Annotated in this window: 19 protein-coding genes and 1 pseudogene; 7 read left to right on the plus strand and 13 right to left on the minus strand. The window is 60.7% G+C overall.

All coding sequences use genetic code 11. The features are described from left to right. Window positions 1–18: 18 nt before the first annotated feature. The 7 genes from M5B42_RS11525 to M5B42_RS11555 form a co-directional block, all read right to left on the minus strand. Window positions 19–768, minus strand: coding sequence for a hypothetical protein (locus M5B42_RS11525; RefSeq protein WP_152739682.1), 750 nt, complete (start codon window positions 766–768; stop codon window positions 19–21). A gap of 43 nt (window positions 769–811) precedes the next feature. Then, on the minus strand, window positions 812–1,492 hold the full coding sequence (locus M5B42_RS11530) for a C39 family peptidase (protein WP_152739683.1): 681 nt from the start codon (window positions 1,490–1,492) through the stop codon (window positions 812–814). Between the two features lie 63 nt (window positions 1,493–1,555). Continuing rightward, window positions 1,556–2,530: a heme utilization protein gene (locus tag M5B42_RS11535; protein ID WP_152739684.1), complete on the minus strand. Its 975-nt coding sequence runs from the start codon at window positions 2,528–2,530 to the stop codon at window positions 1,556–1,558. A gap of 65 nt (window positions 2,531–2,595) precedes the next feature. Beyond that, window positions 2,596–3,171, minus strand: a complete 576-nt coding sequence (locus M5B42_RS11540) for an adhesin (RefSeq protein ID WP_248745895.1) — start codon at window positions 3,169–3,171, stop codon at window positions 2,596–2,598. Between the two features lies 1 nt (window position 3,172). Beyond that, window positions 3,173–3,613, minus strand: a complete 441-nt coding sequence (locus tag M5B42_RS11545) for a hypothetical protein (protein ID WP_152739686.1) — start codon at window positions 3,611–3,613, stop codon at window positions 3,173–3,175. A gap of 338 nt (window positions 3,614–3,951) precedes the next feature. After that, window positions 3,952–4,479, minus strand: a complete 528-nt coding sequence (locus M5B42_RS11550) for an AAA family ATPase (RefSeq protein ID WP_248746001.1) — start codon at window positions 4,477–4,479, stop codon at window positions 3,952–3,954. Window positions 4,480–4,540: 61 nt separating this feature from the next. Then, the gene (locus M5B42_RS11555; protein WP_248745896.1) at window positions 4,541–6,175 is read right to left on the minus strand and encodes a methyl-accepting chemotaxis protein; all 1,635 of its coding nucleotides are present in this window, start codon (window positions 6,173–6,175) and stop codon (window positions 4,541–4,543) included. A 295-nt stretch (window positions 6,176–6,470) separates the two neighbouring features. Between M5B42_RS11555 and M5B42_RS11560 the strand changes: the two genes are divergently transcribed. Both M5B42_RS11560 and M5B42_RS11565 read left to right on the plus strand, forming a co-directional pair. Further along, window positions 6,471–7,298 (plus strand): undecaprenyl-diphosphate phosphatase, encoded by an 828-nt coding sequence (locus tag M5B42_RS11560; RefSeq protein ID WP_248745897.1) that lies wholly within the window; start codon window positions 6,471–6,473, stop codon window positions 7,296–7,298. After that, complete coding sequence (locus tag M5B42_RS11565; RefSeq protein WP_248745898.1) at window positions 7,295–7,726, plus strand: DUF1294 domain-containing protein; 432 nt, start codon at window positions 7,295–7,297, stop codon at window positions 7,724–7,726. The genes M5B42_RS11560 and M5B42_RS11565 overlap by 4 nt, the downstream gene beginning before the upstream one ends. On the opposite strand, the gene M5B42_RS11570 is transcribed toward M5B42_RS11565, so the two are convergent. After that, window positions 7,721–8,065, minus strand: a complete 345-nt coding sequence (locus tag M5B42_RS11570) for an MmcQ/YjbR family DNA-binding protein (protein ID WP_248745899.1) — start codon at window positions 8,063–8,065, stop codon at window positions 7,721–7,723. The two genes, M5B42_RS11565 and M5B42_RS11570, sit on opposite strands and share 6 nt — an antisense overlap. An 11-nt stretch (window positions 8,066–8,076) precedes the next feature. After that, on the minus strand, window positions 8,077–8,985 hold the full coding sequence (locus tag M5B42_RS11575) for a LysR substrate-binding domain-containing protein (protein WP_103494242.1): 909 nt from the start codon (window positions 8,983–8,985) through the stop codon (window positions 8,077–8,079). A 129-nt stretch (window positions 8,986–9,114) separates the two neighbouring features. Here M5B42_RS11575 and M5B42_RS11580 point away from each other — a divergent pair, with 129 nt between their 5' ends. Together M5B42_RS11580 and M5B42_RS11585 are read left to right on the plus strand one after the other, a co-directional pair. Next, entirely contained in the window at window positions 9,115–9,726 is a 612-nt protein-coding gene (locus M5B42_RS11580) for an FMN-dependent NADH-azoreductase (protein WP_103494243.1), read from the plus strand. A gap of 248 nt (window positions 9,727–9,974) precedes the next feature. After that, window positions 9,975–11,006 carry a dienelactone hydrolase gene (locus tag M5B42_RS11585; RefSeq protein ID WP_103494244.1) on the plus strand — a complete coding sequence of 344 codons (1,032 nt, stop codon included), beginning with the start codon at window positions 9,975–9,977 and terminating at the stop codon, window positions 11,004–11,006. A gap of 1 nt (window position 11,007) precedes the next feature. On the opposite strand, the gene M5B42_RS11590 is transcribed toward M5B42_RS11585, so the two are convergent. The 3 genes and pseudogenes from M5B42_RS11590 to M5B42_RS11600 form a co-directional block, all read right to left on the minus strand. Next, complete coding sequence (locus M5B42_RS11590) at window positions 11,008–12,201, minus strand: MFS transporter (RefSeq protein ID WP_248745900.1); 1,194 nt, start codon at window positions 12,199–12,201, stop codon at window positions 11,008–11,010. 125 nt (window positions 12,202–12,326) lie between these two features. Next, the gene (locus tag M5B42_RS11595; protein ID WP_248745901.1) at window positions 12,327–13,916 is read right to left on the minus strand and encodes an ABC-F family ATPase; all 1,590 of its coding nucleotides are present in this window, start codon (window positions 13,914–13,916) and stop codon (window positions 12,327–12,329) included. A gap of 12 nt (window positions 13,917–13,928) precedes the next feature. Continuing rightward, window positions 13,929–14,151, minus strand: a pseudogene (locus M5B42_RS11600) (site-specific integrase); the annotation flags it as partial. 487 nt (window positions 14,152–14,638) lie between these two features. Here M5B42_RS11600 and M5B42_RS11605 point away from each other — a divergent pair. After that, complete coding sequence (locus M5B42_RS11605) at window positions 14,639–20,932, plus strand: TcdA/TcdB pore-forming domain-containing protein (RefSeq protein ID WP_248745902.1); 6,294 nt, start codon at window positions 14,639–14,641, stop codon at window positions 20,930–20,932. A 109-nt stretch (window positions 20,933–21,041) separates the two neighbouring features. Next, window positions 21,042–21,386 carry a hypothetical protein gene (locus M5B42_RS11610; RefSeq protein ID WP_248745903.1) on the plus strand — a complete coding sequence of 115 codons (345 nt, stop codon included), beginning with the start codon at window positions 21,042–21,044 and terminating at the stop codon, window positions 21,384–21,386. Between the two features lie 14 nt (window positions 21,387–21,400). Here M5B42_RS11610 and M5B42_RS11615 read toward each other — a convergent pair whose 3' ends face one another. Next, on the minus strand, window positions 21,401–22,507 hold the full coding sequence (locus M5B42_RS11615) for a GNAT family N-acetyltransferase/peptidase C39 family protein (RefSeq protein WP_248745904.1): 1,107 nt from the start codon (window positions 22,505–22,507) through the stop codon (window positions 21,401–21,403). Between the two features lie 92 nt (window positions 22,508–22,599). Between M5B42_RS11615 and M5B42_RS11620 the strand changes: the two genes are divergently transcribed. Further along, window positions 22,600–24,186: a RimK family protein gene (locus M5B42_RS11620; protein WP_248745905.1), complete on the plus strand. Its 1,587-nt coding sequence runs from the start codon at window positions 22,600–22,602 to the stop codon at window positions 24,184–24,186. Window positions 24,187–24,298: the final 112 nt, after the last annotated feature.

The following is a 24,298-nucleotide window of genomic DNA, read 5'->3' on the forward strand; positions in this document are numbered from 1 at the left end:
GTCGAAAATGAGCGTAGTTCAGAATCCCATACTGCGTAGTCCCTTGAGTTGAGTCAGGCTGCAATCCAGTGCTCCCACGGTAGGCATGTTGTTCTGCAACACCACATTGAGTTGGGTCATGCTGTTGACCAGGTTGTTGCCACCCAGCAGGGTAGTGGACTGCAGCACACCGCCCTGGGCGATCTGTTGCAGCGCGTTGCCCTGATTGTTGTTGGCCAGTATCTGCATTTTCACGCCGCTGGCCGCGGCAGAGACGGTGACGCTGCCGGCGGCGCCGAGACCGGTGATGCTGCCACCACTGGTGAGCACCTGGCCCATTTGCTGAGGACTGCTCGGGACCTGGTTGGCTTCGCTGACATTGATCGCCACGTTGTTGCTGGCGCCGTTGCCGTCACCGGCGGCACGCACCACCTGGGTCACTCCCGCCGAGGCGTTCAGGCCGGCACCGCCGATCACCGTGCCGGTGCCCTGGGTGGGGGCCGACCCGTTGCCCTGGGTGCTGAAGGTGGTGACGTAGAACTGCGGCTTGACAGTCGATTGCTGGATCTGCAGGGAAGTGGCCGCGCCGATGGTGTCGCCCTGGGCGTTGGTCCAACTGCTTTGCATAACGATCCCGAAGCTGATGATGCGTCCTGGCATGACGTAGCGACCACGCAGTTCGGACATCTCTGAATCTTTCAGTTCGATAGGCTTGAAGGGCAGGGTTGCGTGTGCCGGCAGGCAGGTGAGTGCCAGGCAACTGACCATCAACCAGTGTGAGTTTTTCATGTGCTGCTCCCGGAGCATCCTGCCCCTTTATTTTTAGTTCACCTTAGAAGAAGTCGCTCTGGATAAAGCCGAAATCCATCAGTTCCGCGTCTTGGACCGGGTGGAAGGTGTCCAGCTTGTTCTTGGCCGTCAGCGGGGCCGGTGGGTCGAGCAAGGCGTTGCTCTTGTCGTAGCCGGGACCGATGATGGCGAAGATGATGCCGTTCCAGCCTTTCTGGAAGTCGGCCTTGCTGTAGCGCTTGTGGCCCAGTACCGGGTCGCCGATATAGACCCAGTCCTTGTCGGCGCGCTGCATCACCACGAAATGCTTGTAGCCGCGGATCTCCATCATCACCACGACCGGAATGGTCACGCTGGGCAGGCTGTCGGCGGGAATCTTGTAGCCCCGGGCGCGCATGCCGATGCTTTCGATGTAGCGCTTCATGTCCAGCATGGAGAAGCCTTGCTTCTTGACCAGCTCCTGGTCGGAGGTGGTCAGCATGCCTTTGATGATCTGTTCTTCGTTGACGTCCAGCCAGTAAGCCTGGCGCAACAAGGTGGCGAGTGCGGCGGCACCACAACTGAAGTCGGTCTTCTGCTCGACCAGGTCGGAAAAACGCCGTTCGCGAATACTTTGTACGTGCTTGTAGAAAACCACTGCACCCGGCAGGCCGGGCACGGCCATGGTCGCGGCCTGAATAGGGATGGAGAGAAAAAGCGCGAGGGCAAGGGCGATAGTACGCATGGTCATACGCCTCTCAGAGCTGAAAAAAGAGCCCCGTTTCCGGGGCTCTCAGTACTGTTGCCACTACATGCAGGCGCGGCAGCCTGCTGCGATGGACAGGGTGTTGCCTTGTTGGTTGCCGACACCGGCCGCCACGTTGGCACCCACATTGCCCGAGGCATTGTTGAGCGAGTTGTTGATGCTGGCGTTGTTGACCACTGGCATGGTCCAGCCGTTAGGTGTCATCACTTGATAGGTAGCGACACCGTTCAGGTCGATAGTCCCCATCTCGGTACCTTTGATGGTTTCTTTCCCTTTGCCGTTGTCACCGCCACCCCAGCCGTCATTGCCATAACCGCCTTTGCCGCTGCTTTCGGTGCCTGAGAAGGTCCCTTTGTAGCTGCCATCAATATCGATAGTGGCTTTGAGGGTGGTGACTTTGTAGGCTTGAACCGCGGCGTTGGCCACTTGCAGGCCGTTGGAGTTCTGGGTAGCCGCGCCGGTTGCCGACGCGACACGACCGCCGGATACGGCGATGGCCAGGTCGTTTTTCTGTTGGTTGAAGTTGCCGGCAGCAACGTTGACACCCATGTTGCCGGAGCCGTTGTTACCAGAGTTGTTCAATGACCCATTGTTCTGGGTGGATTGGTTCAGGACCGTGTTGTTGTGGTTGGTTTGGGTCAAAGTAGTGCTGGAAACGGCGCTGCCGAAGATGAAGCTTTCGTCGGCGGTGGCCAGCGCGGCTTCGTTGAGCTGCTGGTTGCCATCGCCGGCCGCGGCGTTGGCGCCCATGTTGCCGCTGGCACTGTTCAACGAGCCGTTGATGCTGCCGTTGTTCTGGGTGCCTTGGTTGACGACGGAGTTGCCGTGGCTGTCCTGGGTGTCATTCACCGAGGCGGTGGCGCCTGCGGTGATTTGCAGCAGGGTTGCCAGGTCCGGGCCTTTGTCATGGTCATGATGACGACGACCGTGTCCTTCATCACCGCCTGCCTGAGCGGCCATTGCCATGATGGCGGCCAGAGCGAAGACCAGTGGTTTGAGAGCCATTGTAGGTTTCATGGTGTGTATCTCCGTGCTTATTAGTTGAGTTAAGTGTTGGTACTTTCTAATGGGCACTGCACGGGTCAATCAGCGACCCGGATACTGAGGGTGTTGGCCATACGGTTGCCCACCCCCGCGCTCTGGCTCACCTGAATCACGCCCCGGCTGCCGGTGAAGGCCTGGTCGCTGGTAACGACCTGGCGACTGCCGGAGGGTGTGGATGAGTCCGAGTTCGGTGACAGCGCCACGTTCTGTTGGGACAGGACGCTGTCGTCGATGCTTTGCGGCGCGGCACTGATGCTGATCCGCACGGCATTGATCATCTGGTTGTTGGCACCGGCGGATTGGTTGACCCCAACCATGCCGTTGCCGTTACTGAAAGAGTTGCCCTGGATGGTCGCCTTGGCGTCGATTGCCGTACTGGCCCCGCTGGTGATTTTCTGGTTCAGCGAGGTCGTGGCACTGGCGTTGGTGCCGACCGCGATGGCGCGGCTGTTGAGCTGTTGCTGCTGGTCGCCGGCGGCCTGGTTGACCATCACGTTGCCGTTGTATTGCTGGCTACTGTTGTTGATCGTGGCGCTGTCGATAACCGGGCTACCGGAGTCGGCCAGTACGCCGGCGCTACTGAACAGGGCGAGAAGAAACAGTGAATGGCGCATGTCATTGCCCCTTGCCGATGGCGCCGAGGGCGTTCATACCCGCCGACAGCCCATGGTTGATCGTGTTGGCGATGCTGGCGCCATTGCCGCCGCCGTGTCCGGCGGTCATCCCTGGCAAGCCATTGGGGTTGTTCAGGCCCGGCATGCTGGCGGTATGGTTGTCGATCAGTTGGCTGATGGAGCCGCCGGTGCTGATGCCGGCGATATCGCCATCGCTCAGTTCCTTGCCGGTGGCCGAGGTGATCACGGCGGAAGGGTTGGCGTTGACCGTGGTGGGGTTGGGATCAGGTTGTAGGGCCGGGCGGCCATAACTCTGTGGTTGCACGGTACGATCAAGGACAATCACTCCGTTGCCCCCGGCCTGGGCCGTGAGGCAGAGCATCGAACTGATCGCGCAACTGATCAGCACGGTGCGGGTAAAGCCGGTAGTGAAAGTCCCCATGACGGCATTCCTTCTTCAGTACGCTGGCCCTAGCCTGGCGTTTGAGAGGGAAAGAGCAGAAGCTGTGCCGCTTTTTGTTTTTCCTTTTAAAACAATAGGTTGTTTTGGAAGGCAAATGAATCGCGTGAAAGCTGTTTCACAGATGAGACAGTATCGAGGGGGGCAGACGGGGAGATTTCGGCGCAACGCGGTAATACGGGCCTTTCAGGGGAGGTGTATCAGGGGCTTAACACTTGGGGCATTGCCGTGCCTGAACCGTTGATTTTGAGGCTTCGTCTGTGTACCGGGTGTTTCAGAAATGGACACTGATCCCGATTTTCCTGGGGTTTTCGGCGTTTTCAGGCACTTTCAAGCAGCCGGGCGACGGCCGCGAAGGCCTGCTCGCGACGTGCCTGCCAATCGCCATCAATCACTGTGACTGTTTGTCCATGCCGCGTCAGCCAATCCAGGCTGGCGGCGAAAAAGGTCTGGCGTTCACCCAGCTCCGGTTGGCAGCGCTGGCCATCGTCGGTCCAGCCCACGCCTTCGGGACGCAGTAACAGGTGCAGGTCATAGTGGCGCGCCTGCAGGGCCTGTTCGACCCACGCCGGGCATTCGCCGAACAGGGTCCGGCTCCAGAGCAGATTGCTCAACAAGTGGGTGTCGAGAATCAGCAGCTTGGGGGCCTGCGCGCGAGCCGCATCCTCCCAATCAAGCTGCCCGTGGGCGATGGCCGGGATATCCTCCAGGCAAGTATCACGCAGGTTGCACTCGATGAAATAACGCACGTATTCGCCCACCACCAGGCCACCGAAATGGGCTTGCAGTTCGGCGGACAGCCAGCTTTTACCACTGGATTCAGGCCCCGCCAGGACAATGACCTTCATGGGCGCGGGCATGGGAATTCCTTGGGCTCGAAAAAAGGAGGGCGATTGTACCCTCCCGCCCTCAGACCTTGAACTGCTTGAGCAAGGTATTGAGTTGCTGGCTCAGGTTCTTGAGCTTTTCACTGTCGACACTCGATTGCTCGGCCGCCAGGGCCGTGCTGTGGGACAGGCCCGCCGCGTCGGTGACGTTCTGGTTGATCTCCTCCACCACATGGGACTGCTCGAGGGTGGCGCTGGCAATCGAGGCATTGAGCCCATTGAGGTTACGCAGGGCCTGGCCGATGGCGTTCAGGCTCTCACCGGCCAGGCCGGCCTGCTCGATGGTCAGTTGCGAGGCACGGCTGCTGTCGCCGATGACTTTCACCGCGGCTTCGGAATGACCTTGCAGGCGTTCGATCATCGACTGGATCTCCGCCGTGGACTTCTGGGTGCGCTGGGCCAGCAGGCGCACCTCATCGGCGACCACGGCAAAGCCGCGACCCTGTTCACCGGCCCGGGCGGCTTCGATGGCGGCGTTCAGGGCCAGCAGATTGGTCTGTTCGGCAATCGAGCGAATCACTTCCAGGACGCTGCCGATCTGCGTGCTTTCGGCCGCCAGGGTGCGGATCACCTCCACCGCCTGGTTGATGGTGGCGGAGAGCGAATCGATCTGTTGCAGGCTGTTGTCGATATTCAGTTGGCCCTGGCGCGCCTGGGCTTCGGCATCACGCATCTCGCTGGCGGCCTGCTCGGCATTCTTGGCCACGTCCTGCACGCCATAGGTGACTTCGTTGATCGCCGTCGCCACCATTTCCATCTGTTGCGATTGCTGCTGGCTGCGGGCCTGGGCCTGGGTGGCGTTGCTGCCCAGGTCGCTGGAGGACTGGCCGAGTGCCGTCGCCGAGTCCTGGAGCTGGCCGACCACGCTGCGCAGCTTGCTGGTAAACCCGTTGAAATGGCGGGCCAGTTGCGTCACTTCATCCTGCCCGTGGGTATCGAGGCTGTGGGTCAGGTCGCTTTCACCGCTGGCGATATTGGCCATGGCATTCACGGTTTCCTGCAGGGGGCGCACGATGCTGCGGGCAATCATCGTCACCAGCAACGCCATGATCAGCGCAATCCCCAGGCCGATCAGCGACGCTCGCCAGACCTGGCCGTAGAACTCGTCCTGCAGGTCGTCGACGTACACGCCCGAGCCGAGGATCCAGCCCCAGGGTTCGAAGAGCTGGACATAGGAGGTTTTCTGTACCGGGGCGCTGGCGCCCGGTTTCGGCCAGCGATAGTTGATCATCCCTGCGCCCTTGGCTTTGGTCAGGGTGACCATCTCGTTGAACAGGGCGTAGCCGTCCGGGTCCTTGACCCCCGACAGGTCCTGGCCTTCAAGCTTGGGGTTGGCCGGGTGCATGATCATCACCGGGCGCTGGTCGTTGATCCAGAAATAGTCGGTCTGGTTGTAGCGCAGGCCGCGGATCACGTTCATGGCCTGCTTCTGCGCTGCTTCGCGGCTGAGGGTGCCGGCGGTTTCCAGGTCATGGTAGTAGTTGAGGATGCCTCCGGCGACCTGGACCACATGCTGAGTCTTCTGCGCCTTGCCCTGGTACAGGTCGTCATGGATCTGCTGGAGCATCAACAGGCCCAGGGTCAGCAGCATCGCCATGGCGACGATGAGGATGAGCCACAACCGCCGACTGATCGACACATTTCGCAAACTATTCATGAGGACACCGCTCCTTGTTTCTTCTTGTTGTGATCATCGCCAATCTGCATCCAAACAGGTTTTATCGCTCCTGCCCAGCAGGCTTTTGGCTACTTTCCTGGCAGCCACAAACAGACGTGTCTGATAGGATCTCGGCCCGAAACTGACAAACCTGAGTTGATGTTTGATTTTTCAGGCATTTTTTACGCTTTGACGACAAGCGGTGCGGCACGCTGTGTACCTGTTGTCATGGGCAGATGATCGAACGTCGAATTTTTCAAGTGCCGCGCGGGGTGTGCGGCAGCATGGGGGAATAATGGATCTGTGGACCGCCGTACAGGCAGTGATTCTGGGTATTGTCGAGGGTTTGACGGAGTTCTTGCCGATCTCCAGCACCGGGCACCAGATTATCGTCGCGGACCTGCTGAATTTCGGTGGGGAACGGGCGATTGCCTTCAATATCATCATCCAGCTCGGGGCGATCCTGGCGGTTGTCTGGGAGTTTCGTCACAAGGTGTTCTCGGTGGTCCGGGACCTGCCGACGCAGCGCAATGCCCAGCGCTTTACCCTCAACCTGCTGGTGGCGTTCCTGCCGGCGGTGGTGCTGGGGGTGTTGTTCAAGGAGGTTATCGCCACCTATCTGTTCAACCCGATCACCGTCGCCGCCGCGCTGGTGGTGGGCGGCTTGATCATCCTCTGGGCCGAGCGCCGCCAGCACGTGGTGCATGCCGAGACGGTGGATGAGATCACCTGGAAAGATGCCCTGAAGGTCGGCTTCGCCCAATGCCTGGCGATGATCCCCGGCACCTCGCGTTCCGGTGCGACCATTATCGGCGGCTTGCTGTTCGGGCTGTCGCGCAAGACCGCCACCGAGTTTTCGTTCTTCCTGGCGATGCCGACCATGGTCGCCGCCGCGGTGTATTCCGGCTACGGTTTCCGCCATCAGTTCCAGATGGCGGACTTGCCGGTGATTGCCCTGGGTTTCGTGACTTCCTTTATCTTCGCAATGATCGCCGTGCGCGGCTTGCTGAAGTTCATCGCCAGCCATACCTACGTGGCGTTCGCCTGGTACCGGATTGTCTTCGGCCTGGTGATCCTGGCCACCTGGCAGTTCGGCTGGGTCGACTGGTCGAGCCACGGGTGAGGGCGCCACGTAGCCAGGAACTTGGCCACCAGGCCAGCGGCCGGGTCCGGCATCTCAAGCTCAAGCTGGCGGTGCTGCTGGTGCTCTGCGTATTGCCTGGATTTGGCGCGCTGAAGATGTGGCTCGGTGATGGCTCCCCGGCGCCGCTGTGGGCTTACGGACTGGTCAGCCTGCTGGCGTTTTTTCTCTACTGGAGCGACAAGCGCAAGGCCCGTGACGAAACCTGGCGTACACCGGAGAAGGTCCTCCACGCCATCGAGCTGCTGGGCGGCTGGCCGGGGGCGCTGATCGCCCAGCAGGTGTTTCGGCACAAGACCCGCAAAGTCTCGTTTCAGCTGGTGTTCTGGTTGATCGTGCTATTGCACCAGGTGTTCTGGATCGACTACCTGTTCCTCAGCGCCAGCCTGGTGCACCTGTCGTATCTATAACAGCAGGCCGACCTGGACGCGCTTGGGCAGTTTTGCCACCACCAGTTGATGGGAACGCTGGATCAACCCTTGCAGTTCGTCACGGCCCAGCGGGTAGGGCGCGTCCATGATGATCCAGTGGGCCCTGGCCAGATACGGCGCGGGCCCGATTCCCGGGCGGTCGACATGCCCGAGGAACAGCTCCTTGTCGACCTTGAAGGCCAGGGAGTCGCCGCGCAGCCCTTGCACGGCGAACATCTTGTTGCCGGCAATGGAAAATACCCGCACGCCGCCCCATTTGTAGTCTTCCCGCGCCCCGGGCAGCGTCAGGCAGAACTGCGCGACGTCTTCCCGGCTCAAGTTTGATCCTTTCACAGTGTTCTATCTCCACAACCTTTGAAAACTTCGGCCAGATGATCGATCCAGGCCCGCACCGCCGGTAGTACGCCGCGCCGATGGGGGTAGACGGCCTGCAACCAGCCGCCGGGCAAGGACCATTCCGGGAGTATCTGCACGAAAGTGCCGTTGGCCAGCTCCTGCTCACAATACAGCATCGGCAGGACGGTAAAGCCCAGGCCGGCGAGGGCACAGGCCTTGCGCACGACAAAGTCGTCGACTCCGAGTCGGGCCTCGAGGGTCAGTTCGCGTTTTTCGCCCTCGGCGTTGATCAGGCTCAGGTGCACCAGCCGGTCGGCCTCCAGGGCGCCCAATACGGGTGCATTCCTGAGATCGTCCAACTGGTTGATGGGGTGTTGCTCGAGAAAGGCCGGTGTCGCCAGGATAAAGGTTTGCGCCTGACGCAGGCGGCGGGTCACCAGCAACGGGTCTTCGTCGCCTTGTTCGCGGACCCGCAGGGCGACATCGACGCCCTCGGTCACCAGGTCGACCCGCCGATTGACCATCAGCACTTCCAGCTGAACCAGCGGGTGCGCGGTCAGGAAGCTGGAGATCACCCAGGGCATGAACTCTTGGGCCAGGCCCACCGGAGAGGAGACGCGCAAGCGTCCACGGGGTTCGCTGGACATGCTGGCCACTGCCTCGTCGGCCATCTCGGCCTCCAGCAGCATCGCCTGGCAATGACGCAGGTAGCGCTCGCCGACCGCCGTGAGTTTCAACTGGCGGGTGGTGCGTTGCAGCAAGCGCGCGCCGAGGCGCTCTTCCAGTTCGGCGATGCGTCGCGACAGGCGCGACTTGGGAATGCCCAGCAGACGCCCGGCCGCCGCGAAGCCGCCGGCTTCGACCACCTTGGCGAAATAGTAGAGATCGTTGAGGTCCTGCATGGGGGTGACTCGATTGTTCTATGGTTGGGACAAACTATCACATTCAAGCTGTCTAATCGGCTATTGGTTTCGCCTGTAGGATTATCTCAACTTGATCGCCCAGTGGCGATCCTCACTTGGAGATCCCGCATGAAACTCTTGCACATTGATTCCAGCATCCTGGGCGACAACTCCGCCTCCCGTCAGTTGAGCCGTCAGGTGGTCGACGCCTGGAAACTCGCCGAGCCTTCTGCCGTGGTGACCTACCGCGACCTGGCCAGCGACGCCATCAGCCACTTCTCCAGCCTGACCCTGGTCGCCGGCGGTACCGCTGCCGAACTGCGTGACGCCGCCCAGCGTCACGAAGCCGAACTCAGTGCTTCGACCATCGAAGAGTTCCTCGCCGCCGATGCCATCGTCATCGCGGCACCGATGTACAATTTCAGCATCCCGACCCAGCTCAAGGCCTGGATCGACCGCATCACCGTCGCCGGCAAGACCTTCCGTTACACCGAAGCCGGTCCTGAAGGCCTGGCGGGTGGCAAGAAACTGGTGATCGTCTCCACTTCCGGCGGCCTGCATGTCGGCATGCCGACTGGCGTAGCCCATGAAGACTACCTGAACGTGCTGTTCGGTTTCCTCGGCATCACCGATATCGAATTCGTCCGCGCCCATGGCCTGGGCTACGGCGAAGAAGTTCGCGCCAAGGCCATCAGCACCGCGCAGGCGCGGATCAGCGAAGAGCTGTTCGCCACCGCGTAAAGCTTTAGTAAACACGCGAGCTTCTTTCGGGAACACCCATTAAACTCTGTGCTCTGATCATTATGAATGGTCAGCGTACGGAGTTTTTTGCGTCTGGCTGTTTGGGTTTGGCTCGGGTTATGCATCATCGATCAACCATAGGTGCTCTGAAAAACCTCGAAAATCAGTCAAAGCCCTCTCCAGAGCTTTAGCTTCAGGGAATTGAAGAGAATTGGTGTGCTAATTACGCAGCAAAGGTGGGCATCCCCATGATGCGTCTTTGTGCAGTGTTACTGATCTGCTTGTCCAGCAGCCTCCTGACGGTGCAGGCCGCGCCGCCCGCTCATTGGAGCGTCGGTTATCATCGTCTGATATTCCTCGATCCGCTGGATCTCAAGCCGATGTCGGCGATTGCCTTCTATCCTTCCAGTGATCGTGAGCACACGAGCCGGATCGGCAACTACACGATCCAGGCCGGCGAAGACGTCAAGGTTGCCATTGGTCGCTATCCACTGCTGATGTTGTCCCATGGCAACACCGGCACGCCCCTGGCCCTGCACGACCTGGCCACTTCCCTGGCGCGCAAGGGCTTTATCGTGGTCGCGGTGTTGCACCCGGGCGACAACTACAAGGATCAAAGCCGCCTGGGGACGCTGAGCAACCTCTATGGCCGGCCCATGCAGATTTCCGAAGCCATCACCGCCGCCCTCGGCGACTCGACCCTGTCACCGTTTATCGAAGCCGAGAATGTCGGCGTGATCGGTTATTCGGCGGGTGGCGAAACCGCGCTGATCCTGGCCGGCGCCCAGCCGAACCTGGAGCGTCTGCGTCGTTATTGCCAGCAGCGTCCGGATGACAAGGATGCCTGCAACACCAAGGGCGAATTGATTGTCGACCGCGATGACCTGCAGCCGGTGGCCGATCCACGGGTGCATGCGCTGTTGCTGATGGCGCCGCTGAGCCTGATGTTCGGCCGCCATACCCTGGCTGGTGTCCATGTGCCGGTACTGATGTACAGCGGCGGTGACGACAAGCTGGTGTTTCCGGACAAGAATGCCGCCGCCCTGGCGCGCAAGCTGCCGGTGGCGCCGCAGTTCAAGCTGATCGCCGGAGCCGGGCATTTCGTCTTCATGGCGCCGTGCGGCCCCGAGCAACTGCAGGCCACGCCGGGACTCTGTACCGATGCCGAAGGGGTCAACCGCGAGGATATTCATCGCGACCTGATCCACGAAGCCGGGCGCTTCTTCAGCAAGACCCTCAGTACGCCGAGCCATGGCGGGATGCAGACCGCCGATCAGTGAGTCAGTGGGCGGCCGCGCGACGTGCCAGCAGCACTGTGACCGACAGGCCACTGACCGAAAGTAGTGCGGCCGAGAAGAAAATCCACGAATAGCCCAGGTTCGAGGCCACCGCCCCCATTACCGGACCGGCGATGGCCAGTGCCAGGTCGAAAAACACCGCATAGGCGCTCAGGCCTGCGCCGCGACTGCTGCTCGGCACCTGTTTGATCGCCTCCACACCCAGCGCCGGATACACCAGCGACAGGCCAAACCCCGCCAGGCCCGCGCCGGCCAGAGCGACGCCGGTGGAAGGCGCCAGCCAGAGCAGCACCAGGCCCAGGGTCTCGATACTCATGCAGGCGATGGCCGCCTTGAAACCGCCGAAGCGGTTGATGCAGCCGATAAAGAACAGCCGGGCGAGGATGAAGCAGGTGCCGAACACCGTCAGGCAATAGGCGGCGCCGGTCCAGCCGCGACTGAGATAGAAGAGGGTGACAAAGGTAGTCAGGGTGCCATAGCCGATCGAGGCCAGGGTCAGGCTGGCGCCATAGGGCGCGATACGCCCGAACACCGCCCAGAACGGCAGGCGCTCACCGCGAATCACCGGCACCGAAGGTTTGTTGCGAATCAGCAGCAGCGCTCCGAGGGCCAGGGTCGACAAGGCGATGCCGAGGCTGGCGAAGCCGTAATCCTCGACCATCAGCACCCCCAATGGCGCGCCAATGGCGATGGCGCCGTAGGAGGCGATGCCGTTCCAGGAGATGACCCGAGCGGTCTGATCCGCGCCGACCTGGCCAATGCCCCAACTGATGGTGCCGACGCCGATCAGGCCCTGGGCGATCCCCAGCAGCAGGCGCGCGCCGATCAGAATCCCCAGGCTCAGCAGTGGCAGGTGCTGCACTTGTGTCGAGACCCACGTCAGCGCGCCGCTGAGCACAATACCCGATAGGCCATGGATGATCGAACGTTTGGTGCCGATACCGTCGGCCATGCGCCCGGCCATGGGGCGGCTGAGCAGGGTCGCCAGGTATTGCGAACCGATGGTCAGGCCAGCGATCACCGCGCTGAACCCCAGTTGTCCGTGTACATAACCGGGCAACACCGCAATCGGCAGGCCGATGCAGAGGAAGGCGATGAAAGTGTAGAAGACGATGGAAACGATCTGCAGGGTGATCGTCAGGTTGCTGGTCGGTCTGGGAGGTTGCTGGGCGGACATGAAGGCTCGTTCGCGGGCGGGCGGTTAGAGGCGAACATGATGGCGGGATGGGAGGATAAAAGAAAGCAGGCTAACTAATTTCTTGTGTGCTCTATGGGAGCCGGCGTGCCGGCTCCCATAGTTTTTTAGAACACCACGCCCTGGCTGCGCAGGTAGTCGTCATAGGTGCCGCTGAAGTCGATCACGCCGCTTGGGCTCAGCTCGATGATGCGGGTGGCCAGGGACGAAACGAACTCACGGTCGTGGCTGACGAAGATCAGCGTGCCCGGGTAGTTCTCCAGCGCCAGGTTGAGGGACTCGATGGATTCCATGTCCAGGTGGTTGGTCGGTTCGTCCATGATCAGCACGTTCGGCTTTTGCAGGATCAGCTTGCCGAACAACATGCGGCCTTGCTCACCACCGGAGATGACCTTGACCGACTTGAGGATCTCGTCGTTGGAGAACAGCATGCGGCCCAGGGTACCGCGAACCACTTGTTCGCCTTCCTTGGTCCAGCGGCCCATCCAGTCGAACAGATTGGATTCGTCTTCGAAGTCCGAGGCGTGGTCCTGGGCGTAGTAGCCCAGCTCGGCCGCTTCGGTCCACTTGACGGTACCGGCGTCCGGGGTCAGTTCGTTGACCAGGGTGCGCAGCAGGGTGGTCTTGCCGATCCCGTTCGGACCGATGATCGCCACGCGCTCGCCGGCTTCAACCTGGAAGCTGAAGTCCTTGAACAGGGTCTTGCCATCAAAACCTTTGGCCATGCGCTCGACGATGACCGCCTGGCGGTGCAGCTTCTTGGTCTGTTCAAAGCGAATGAACGGGCTGACGCGGCTCGACGGCTTGACTTCGGCCAGTTGGATCTTGTCGATCGCCTTGGCGCGGGAAGTGGCCTGCTTGGCTTTCGAGGCGTTGGCCGAGAAGCGGCTGACGAAGGATTGCAGCTCGGAGATCTGTGCTTTCTTCTTGGCGTTGTCCGACAGCAATTGCTCGCGGGACTGGGTCGCCACGGTCATGTATTCGTCGTAGTTGCCCGGGAACAGGCGCAGCTCGCCGTAGTCCAGGTCGGCCATATGGGTGCAGACGCTGTTCAGGAAGTGACGGTCGTGGGAGATGATGATCATCAGGCTGGAGCGCTGGGTCAGGATGTTTTCCAGCCAGCGGATGGTGTTGATGTCCAGGTGGTTGGTCGGCTCGTCGAGCAGCAACACTTCCGGATCGGAGAACAACGCCTGGGCCAGCAACACCCGCAGTTTCCAGCCCGGGGAGACTTCGCTCATCGGGCCGTTGTGCTGCTCGATGCCGATACCCAGGCCCAGCAGCAATTCACCGGCGCGGGATTCGGCGGTGTAGCCGTCCATCTCGGCGAAATCGGTTTCCAGCTCGGCCACGGCCATGCCGTCTTCTTCGGTCATTTCCGGCAGCGAGTAGATGCGGTCGCGCTCGGCCTTGACCTTCCACAGCTCTTCGTGACCCATGATCACGGTGTCGAGTACAGTGAATTCTTCGTAGGCGAACTGGTCCTGGCGCAGTTTACCCAGGCGTACGTTCGGTTCCAGCATGACCTGGCCGCCGGACGGGTCGAGGTCGCCGCCGAGGATTTTCATGAAGGTCGATTTGCCGCAGCCGTTGGCGCCGATCAGGCCGTAACGGTTACCGGCGCCGAATTTGACCGAGACGTTCTCGAAGAGCGGCTTGGCGCCGAACTGCATGGTGATATTTGCGGTGGAGATCAATTACTTTACCTATCAAGGGGTTACGCGCTGTTGATGGGGTGCTTGGGCCATTCCCTGGGCATCTAGGAGCTCTTCTATCTCGCTCCGGTCACCGCTGGAGTTCAGCCAGCGCGCGTACGTAAAGAGCAGCATCCGACGGTTTCGTCCGAGCTGCTGTGCAATTAAAGGCGGGATTCATTCCAGACATTGGGCCTATTGTCGCATACGGATGACGACAGTTACATGGCTGTCGGCGGGTGTCTGTCTGCGACAGCCCGACGCAGAGCCGTGCCATACATATGTATGACTTGAGACATAACGCTTCTCAGCACAATACGTCCCCCTGATTGAAATCATGATTCTGGAGGCGGTACATGGGTGTTGGAGCGGCTACAACCAGGGACGGTATTGATGGGAACGGGAGCAGCGGTTCAAGGAAAAGACCCGGTTCGGCCGTCGGGAACGAGGGCGGACGACCTCGGATCCAGGGGAATGAAGCCGGCACCTCGACACACAGTAATGAACCGGGCCCATTCGGGGCCAACCTCGCCCTTTGGGGGCAATCCAAGCGCTACAACGAGGCCAGTGAAACCTTTGACAGCCAGGTCATCCTGGAGCTTGGCGAGGTCCCGGGAACTGCCGACGCCATACGCTCGCTCGTACTGCAGCACCCCGACAAGCCCAGTGTGTGGTTTCGCTCGAGCGAGCACGGCTTTGCACTGAAGCTTGGTGATCCGGCATTCATGAATGGCCATGCCCGTATCCTGGTCCTCGGCGTGGCGGGTGCGGAAGGGGTCTTGAGCGGCTATACGCCGGCCCAGGTGGAAAGCCGGATCAGCGAGTTCCGTGGCTGGCTGCGTGATCGCTACCACTACGGTAGTTATGGTTTGAAAGGTTCTATTTACGAGGAGTACCTGACGACCAACTCGAGGTGGAATTCAAGGCATTCCGCGTATCCGGTGAGTGGCACGGGGGGCAGCGGTCAAGATGATCCCTATTTCTGGCGCCAGGTGAAAGAAGTCTTGCGCGATAACCATGGCTCACGGGCAGAAAAGGTCCGGGCCCTCAGTCAGATTGACCTCAGGATTGATCTGCATGGCCTGACTTTTTTTCGTATGCCGGGCAGTGTGGCGACCGAACTGGAGCTGGCGGATGGCGCGTTGATTGCCGATATCCTTCATCGCCAGTCAGAGGGTACCCCTGCACCTGTGGTTACCCGCGTGATAGAGCCCATGGCCGGCTCGGGGGTTTATTCGAACTGGGCCAGGGCGCTGGGGTTCAAGGGCAAAATCATCGTCAACGATATCAATCCCTTGATCGTGGTGACCCAGAGCGAGGTGGTCAGCCATCCGCAGGGCGTCGTCAGGGGTGTCCAGGAGATCAAGTCCGACCTTCTGGCGATCAGCCGTCAGCATGGCTTTGATTTCGACGACAACTTGTCAATGAGCTTTGAGCAGGTTTTTCCGGATAACATCCCTTTATCCAGCAAAAAGGAGGAAAGAATAAGAAAGCGAGAAAAGCTCAGGGAGTTTGTCAGGCAAGATCGGGTGGATAATCTTCGTCAGGCGGTAAAGGATTATTTTGAAGACAGTCTGGCTGAATTGATCTCCCTGAAAGATGGCAAGATAATTTTTGATGAAGCGACAGTGGCGAAACGTGGCCATTTAACCTCCAGGACACGTGTCGCCGCGTTGTTTTATGTGATGCAGAATGCGGCCAATTATAGTGATACGGTCAGCATCAACCTGGTCCCCTCGGTAGGGTACAGATTGCGCTTGCCTCTGGCTTTGTTTATGGCGGTGGATCATTACAGGGTCAATCTTCTTCCTTTTGTCACCAATGAAAGAAAGTTGTTTTTTATCAGTCGGCTCCACGGCGGGAATCTCGACAGCACCGAGTTCCTGAACGGTGATGGTTGGGAGTTGTTTGCGCGCGCCGATCTGGGGCCAGGCGATTTGATCCTGCTCAGCGGGCATTTCAGTGACAGCTACCTGAGCGTCGAAGGGTTTTATGAGAAAGTCGATCTTTATGTGGCGCGAGCGGTTGAAAAGGGCGCGCAGGTCCTGATTATCAATGACTTCAGTGAAGCCAAGGAGCAGGGATTCAAACAGCGTGGTTACCAGGTTTCCCGGCATGCGCGATTGAATGGTAATAAAGGATCCTATCTGTTGGCGTTGCGTAATGTTGTCGCGGGTTCCGCTACACCCGAGGCATTAAACAACAGTCTTCGCGATTTCGTGGCCGCGATGCATGATATCGAGAAGCGGGTCGGTTTTATTCCCGGCAAAGTATCGGTCGTTTGGAATGACGCGGATTATTACGACCCCGAGGCGGTCCAGAGGGCGAATGTCGAGCAGTGGGCGGTGTCGTCTAGCAACGAGGATAGAGAGCCTCTTTCGCAAGATGACAGCGTGCTGAACCGGGACGAAGTCGGCGAGTGGGACCGACCGGCGCTGTCCGCGTCCAATGAGGGCGAGAGCACCAGCCGGTTTGACTATCAACTGATTATCCAACTTGAAGATAATCGGACGGTCAGGCAGGCGGCGATTGATCTGGCCGGTAAACATGCTTCGGATTCATTGCTGCTTCAGCTCGACGTCGCGGGCCAGTTGCGCTTTGCCGCAGGCCAGGACGCGGTGCTGGCGCGTATCGGCCAGTTGAACCGGCAGGGAAAAAACCACTGGCGTTTGCAGGCGGTGGGTCATGGTCGTGACGATGCTGCGGGGCAGCGGACCCTGGCGGGTTACCTGCCGTCCGAACTGGCGCAAGGCCTCAGGCAGTTACTGGACCATCCTTTGCTGTCCGGGCAGGTGCGGGGGCGAGCTGTCGCGCCGGAACATATCAGCCTGGTGGGATGTGCGCTGGTGGATAACGAGCCGACACAAACCAGCAGCTATATACAGGCGTTCGTACACGCCCTGGATCGGGAAAAGCTCTCCGTACGTTCTGTCGCGGCCCATTCGGCGAAGATTATCGTCAACCCGCAGGGCGGAAAACGGGGCATCACCCTCACGGACACCAAGCTGGTTCTGCGCCGCAACGGCGATGCCTGGATGGCGCTGGTCGCGCCAGGAAAAACCGGATACGACGAGAGCCTGCTGCTGACGGAGACGCTGGCTGAAAAACTGGCTCAGCTGGAACTGAAGAAACAGCGGCTCGGCGTGGTGACGCGGGCACAAGGGTTTCAGCAAGGCATGGAGCAATTGTACCGTGACAATAATCTGTCCGCGGGCGAATGGCTGCCGCTCTGGCACAGCCTGAAGCCGGAGGAAGCTGCCAAGGGCGGCGAGTACCGATTGGCGTTCGCGCAGGTTGCACATCCCGAGGAACCGACGCGGGTACTGCGTTTGACGGACCGCCGCGTGGTTGAATTCATGCAGGACTACAATCGGCAACTGACCCGGGTCGCGCAGGCTCAAGAGGGGACGGGCGAGCCCTTGACGGGCCAGGTCGACGCGACCGAAGGGGAGGCCGCCGATGGGCTCAATGCCCTGTTTATGGTCCAGACCCTGTTCGCCTGGTTTGGCCACAAGAGTCGCACCGAGGCGGCCGGCGGCCAGTTGACGGGGGTATTGGGCTGCTCGCTGCAAGTGCACGCTTGGCTCAATACGGCGCAGATCGTCCATGGCACGGTCATGGATGTGGCGAAAGTCGTGCACCTGTTTCGTTCGGCACTGGCGATCAGCAAGGGCAAGGCGTTTTTCAGTGAGGCGCAGTCCCTCAATGTGATGTCGTCGCTCTCCAGGCTCAATGCCGGCGTTGGCCTGTTCTTGAATCTGGGCAGCGTGGTACTGGACGTCATCGAGTTGTCCCAGGCGCAGAATGAAGCCCAGCGTGCGGTCTTCGCCACCCAACTGGCCTTTGATAGCGCCGGACTGGCCCTCGGCGTGTTCAGTCTTGGCGCTTCGATGGCGGCGAATGCCGGTATCGTCGGTGCCGCCTCCGCTTCGGGTTTTGCCGGCGCGCTGGCGGCACCCGTGGCTGGCCTGGGTATCGGCTTCACCGCCCTGGCCCAGGCCTTCAGTGCCGTGGCCGAGGAGGCCGCCCAGGTGGGTAGCTATTTTGCCGGTCTCGATAGCGCCTATCGCCAGGGCGGCTATCGGCGCGTGGAGCGCAAAAACAGCACCGATCATGGGGCGGATGTCCAGGCCCCCGGGCATCTCCTGATGGAGTCCATTCCGGGCGCGGTGATCAGCGCACTGGATCTGTGTCGCCAGCAACTGACCCTGGGCAGCCAATACCTTTACCGCAACGACCCCAGGGGCTCGACCGGCTCCGGCAGGAGCAACTACTTCCTCTGGTGGCCAGGCCGCGGAGCGAACCTGGACAAGAGCCAGGCGATCAATATTCGCGAAGGTATCGGTTATCGCCAGGCCGAGGTCAGCTTCGCCCCCGGCGATGCGATCCTGGTGCTACCCATGACCCCGAAGTCGTACCTCAATTACGAATACATGATCCTGCCGTTTGCCACCACTCGGCACGACTACGGTTTTGATGTTTTGCGCAGGCTCGAGGAAGACTATCGCTTCGACTTTGACTTCTACGCCTTCCCCGGCGAGCGGATTGTCCGGCGGATTATACCGGAGTACGTGGCGACGCCGGTCAGGGTGTTATTGGACGCCCAGGACCGTGACATCCTGGTGCCCGCGCTGCCGGATATCCTGCAGGGCAAGCTTTCCTATCAATTGGAGGGCGAGGGCGGCCATTACCGTCTCGGCCTGCTGGAGGGCGTGTCGATTTCCCTGGGGGGCACGGCGAACAGCCGTTGGACACTGGATGCCCGGCAACTGAAGGAGGCCACGATGCGCCTCGACGGCAATCAGTTGCAGGTGGGGAGCCTGGCGATAACCCTGGCGGAGAACTGTGGCGAGATTTCGTTGATCGACGCCAGTGGCGAGCTGTTTACCGTCGACCGGGAGAACCAGAAACTGAGCCTGTTGGAGGCCGATGGCAGTGTATTCGCGGATTGGCAGGCCCTGCATGCGCATCTCAAGCAGTTGACCAGCCATTCACCCCACAGCCAACCCTTCGTGACGGTTGATCATTATCGCCCGGCCGGGCAGGACACCGGCAGGGCGTTCTATCAGGTGAGCCAGGACCGTTTTATCTACACCGATTATCCGCAGGCCAGCGAGTTTCTCGGCCAGGCGCAGTTGGGCGGTATCGTCGAAGACAAGGCCTGGTTCTACCGGGACGCGGATGTCTGGCAGGTGGCAATCGCCACGGGACAGGTACTGGTCCAGTACCGGCCGCGGACCTTTGCCGGAACCATCACCCACAGCAGCCTGGTGCAGCGCGATGGTCAACTCCTGCTGGCGATTGAAGAGCTGTTGCCGGACTGCTCCGTCGAGCACATTTACCAGGTCGAAGAGGCCTCGCTGAAACTGCTGGCGATCCATCGGGTCGGGCAACTGTTCAACCCCGGCGAAAACAGTCTGGCCCTGCTATCCGCCGCTGCACACTGGCGTGATCCGCTAAAACGGATGACCGAGCGGCAAGTCAGCGCCATCTGCGCGCCAGTAGTGACCTGCGCCGCCAGCCTGGGGCAGACGACAGAGCGCGAGTGGCTGGTTTTCAACAGCGAGTACCAGCCGCCGCGTGTGGTGCGGGCAAATCTGGGCGCTGTCCTGCCGCGGGACCTTTCGCTGGTGGGGTCGACGGGGGGTGACAAGCCGGGTTTCTACTTCTACGACCCACATGCGCGGCGGGCTTACTTCCAGGCCGATGAAGGCATGAGCGGGACGCTGGCTACGGCGGTGGACCTCAGCGAGGTCAGTGCTGTCCGGGGCGGCGATCAGTCACCGTGGCTGGCCCTGACGACGGAGGGATGCCTATGGCTGTTGGACCGTGGCGCTGCGCGGCTGGCGGGCGTAGTTGCCAGTTGGCTCGTCGGCCACCGGGAAGATCTGGCGACGGCGCTCGGACGGCTGGCCAGTACGGCGCCAGCACGACTCGACAACCTGGCGTTATGGGGGCTGGGAGGGCTCGCGGGAAAAACCACCGGCGCCTGGTATGACTGTGCCGCGCAACGGCTGGTGCAGGGCGGCGGCAATCTTGATGGACGGCAGGCCCTGACCTATCTGGGACTGACCGCCGATGACCGCCATGCCTGGATTCTGGATGGCGAGAGCCAACAGCTCTATCGCCAGGCCCTGCTCCCGGCCAAGACCGAGTTGGCATTCGACGAGCAGTTGCTCCCGTCACCAGTGGCCCCCGATGCGATGGCTTGGCAGGCGCCGCAGCGGTGGATCAGGGGGCAGCGGCAAGGGACCCGGTTGCACCTGGAAAGCAGCGACGGGGTCATGGTCCTGCTGCCGGTGGCCGCCACACTGACGGAGCGGGCGACGCTGATTGCGCTAAGGATCAATACGCCGCAAGAGAGGGCACAGGTCGGCGAGCGGATCGCGGTGTTGCGCCAGCATTACGATCTGCCGCCGGCCGTGCGACTGCTGACCGAGCCGGGCCAGGCCCCGGGCTGGTATCTGCCGGACAGCGCGGAGTTGCTCTGTGCCCAAGGTCCGCAGGCAGACCATCAGTTGACTTACCTGGGCAAGGCCGCAGGCCAGGCGGGCGGTTATATCCATGATGAAGACAGTGGGCAATTGTGGTGCCTGGACAATCTGCAGGCGACGCCGGCAGGGCGCTACAGTTTTGTCCATTTGTCCAAAGGCAACCTGATCCTGCAGCTCGATCACGGCAGTCCGGCGTACGGCGAGCCGTTGCCGGTCCTGGAGGAGGCCGAGTGCCTGATGGTTTCCGGCCACAGCCATGGCGTGCATCACTACCCACTGGGTCGTGGGCTGCTTAGCCATTATCGACAGATTGTCATTGACGAACAGAGCCGTGATGCGCTCATCAGTGCCGATTCCGAACGGCTGGTGTTGCAACGCAACGGCGAGGATCTGATGCTCTATGACAGTGACGTCCATACCAGCCTGCTGATCCCGGATATCGAGCAGGCGGCGCAACGCGGGACCAAATTGCAACTGGCGCCCCAGGCGCTGAGTGGCCTGCTGGCGGGGCTGGGCCGGCAGTAAGGCGGCCGGCTGTGCCACGGCGGCACTGAATTCGAGGCGGTTGCGGGTATATTATGGGGCGAGGCGTTGTCCAACCCCCATAACGAACGCACCCTTGAAGAGAGGCGTCATGAACAGACTGGTCTTCGCTCCGATAGCCTTGCTGGTCGTCGGGCTTCTGGTCGTTGCCCTTCCTGCCGAAGGTACTCCCCAGGGCGCGCCGCGGTTGCTGGCGCAAAACCTGCCCAACAGCGACAACCCCTACAACAGCCCGATTCGCCGCGCCAATCCAAACAGTCGCCAGGGTTCGGTGTCCAGCGTACCGCCCTTGCGCGGTCCGAGTACGTTGCCGACGCCACGGCCTGCGACCATTGAAAACGGCGCTATCCAGAATGGCTATCCGCGCGATCAGTCGGCACCGATGGCGGTGCCAATCAGTCCCGGTACCCGCAGCGATCCGAATATGCAACGCTGAGTATCGCTCCCAGCTTATTGCTGCTCTCTTCGATAGACAATCACCGCCGCCCGCAGCTTGCTGCTGCCGAAGGCGCTCATCTTGTCGAACTCGGCATGACTGACCGGCAGATGCTGGCAGTCCAATGGCTGGCGATGCTGGCTGTGATCGACATCCGGGTCGTGCAGATAGACGAATTCTTCATCACAGTCGGTGACGATCACCCAATGCGGCGCCTTGGAGCGGGTCAGGCGATAGCTGCTGATCAGCACCAGCGGTTGTCCCGCTGCGGCCAGCAGGCGTGGCAGGTCCAGCGGGCCGCCGAACACCTGCTCGACATCGGTTGACGCCAGCTCGCTTTCAAAGCCCTCGTGGACCAGGCGCATGACGTCTTTTTTATGTTCGTTGCGCACACCGTTGAGCAGTAGCGGCCCTCTGATGCTCACTTGCAGGCGCACCGCGAAACCTCGGCGCCAGGCGGCCAATGCCAGGCCCTGGGGGCTGCAACCGCCGTGGCCGGAGGTCATGAACACCGTGGTCGCCTCGCGCCAGATCTGCACCTCTTCCCTACGCGAGGTACTGCGCCCGGGCTGCAACGCGCCCATGGCCATCAGCAGGCAGGCCGGTCCACAGGTGAACTCGGTGGTCTGGGCGTAGTAGGGGACCTGCAGGTCGCGGCTGTCGCGGTGTTCGAGAATACGTTTTTCCAGGCGCAGGGCGTCGGCGTGGTCCTCGTAGTAATTGCTGATCCGCCCGAAGCGGCGATAGCCGTTGCGCTCGTAAAGGGCGATGGCGGCGGCGTTGTCGCTGCGCACCTCCAGGCGCAGGTAGGCGCAGTCATGCTCCAGGGCGCAGGCTTCGCTACGTTGCAGCAGTGCCTTGCCCAGTCCGGTGCCGCGAGCGTGGGGAGCGATGGCGATGGAGTACAGGCGCGCCAGGGAGGTACCGCGATGAAACAGCACCAGGGCATAGCCGGCCAGTCGACCGTCCGCTTGCTGGGCGACCATCAACTGCGCATGGGCACGGCTGACCATCCACTGGAAGCTGCGGGCGGTCAGCCGGTCGGTGGTGAAACAGTGCTCTTCCAGTTCCAGCAAGGCGGGCAAATCATCGGTCGTGGCAATGCGAAAGACAAGATCCATATAACCACCGTAAAAGTTGTGTAACGAAACGGGACTTTCAAAAAACTTCGTGCTTAATAGGAAGTGTCTTGTTTTCCATGGGGTCGGTTTTTATGTCAGCGGTACAAGGTCATTGGCGCGAAGTATCCGAGCAAACTGCACTGACAGCAATAACCACGACAAGTATTTTGTCAAGTTCAACAAGTCCCGGCAGTCAGTTGGTTATTATCGTGGAGCGCAAGGAAGACTGGGCCTCTTATTTTCCCAGCGAAGACATCGTCACGGCCCAGGAGTACCTTGAGCAGACCCGGGGCAATGAGCCTGGCAAGCGTGTCCAGGTGATCAACCTGTGCCGCAGCTACAAGTACCTGGGCCACGGCTATTACTGCTCGTTGCTGGCCGAGGCGAGAGGGCACAAGGTCATTCCGTCGGTGCGCACCATCAGCGAATTGACCCGCAAGGCGCTGTACGGCCTGGCCCTGGACGATCTCGACAAAACCCTCGATAAAGCCCTGGGCCATCAACTTTACCAAGGCACCGAAGGCTTTACCCTGACCTTGTATTTTGGCAGTACGGTGATTGAACCATTACAGGATCTGGCGCGTCAGTTATTTGAAGTTTTTCCCTGTCCGATATTGTTGGTCGAGTTTAAAAAGACCAACGCCTGGCATATCGAAGGGGTCAAGTCGGGCACCTTGCACAAGTTGCGCGAAGATCAGGAAGATCACTTTGCCCAGTCCCTGGACAGTTTCAGTCGCAAGATCTGGCGCGTGCCCCGTTCGCGGCGCCTGGCCCGTTATGACCTGGCGGTGTTGCATGATCCCCAGGAGGCGCTGCCGCCGTCCAATGCCAAGGCACTGGAGAACTTTATCCGGGTCGGCAAGGGCCTGGGCATCGATGTCGAACTGATCGAGAAAAAGGATTATTCGCGTATCGCCGAGTACGACGCCTTGCTGATCCGCGAGACCACCAGCGTCGACAACCACACCTACCGCTTCGCCAAGAAAGCCGAAAGCGAAGGCCTGGTGGTGATGGACGATCCGACCTCGATCCTGCGTTGTACCAACAAGGTCTACCTGACCGACCTGCTCAAGAGCCACAAGCTGGGCATGCCCGCCACCGAGATTCTCTACAAGGAACGACCGGAAGATTTCGAACGGGTCGGCGATCGGCTGGGTTTCCCCCTGGTGCTGAAAATCCCCGACGGTTGTTTCTCCCGTGGCGTGATCAAGGTCGAAAGCCAGCAGGCGTTGCTGGAGGCCACCGCGGAGTTGTTCGAACACTCGGTCCTGCTGCTGGCCCAGGAGTTCTTCTACACCGAATACGACTGGCGCATCGGTGTCCTCAATCGCAAGCCGATCTTCGCCTGCCAGTACTTCATGTCCAAGGGCCATTGGCAGATCTACAACCACAAGGCCAAGGGCCAGGACATCAACGGCGAATGCCGCACCCTGGCGGTTCACGAAGCACCGCGGGCGGTGGTGGAGCTGGCGGTCAAGACCGCCAACCTGATCGGCGACGGGCTCTACGGCGTCGACCTCAAGCAGTCCGGCGACAAGGTGGTGGTGATCGAGGTCAACGACAACCCGAACATGGACGCGGGTATCGAGGACGCCTATCTGCAGGATGACCTGTACGGCCTGGTGCTCGAGGAGTTCGTCCGGCGCCTGGAGCTCAAGCGCCGTGGCCAGGCCTGGTAATCGATGCATCCGGGCATTGACTTGGCCGTGGTGCCCGGATAACGTCGACACATGACTTCCGTACAGCGCTTTTCTCAGCCAAGCATTATTACCGCCATTCCTTATCTGGCGG

It is taken from the genome of Pseudomonas sp. MWU12-2037 (assembly GCF_023242345.1).
GTDB classification, from domain to species: Bacteria; Pseudomonadota; Gammaproteobacteria; order Pseudomonadales; family Pseudomonadaceae; genus Aquipseudomonas; species Aquipseudomonas gingeri_D.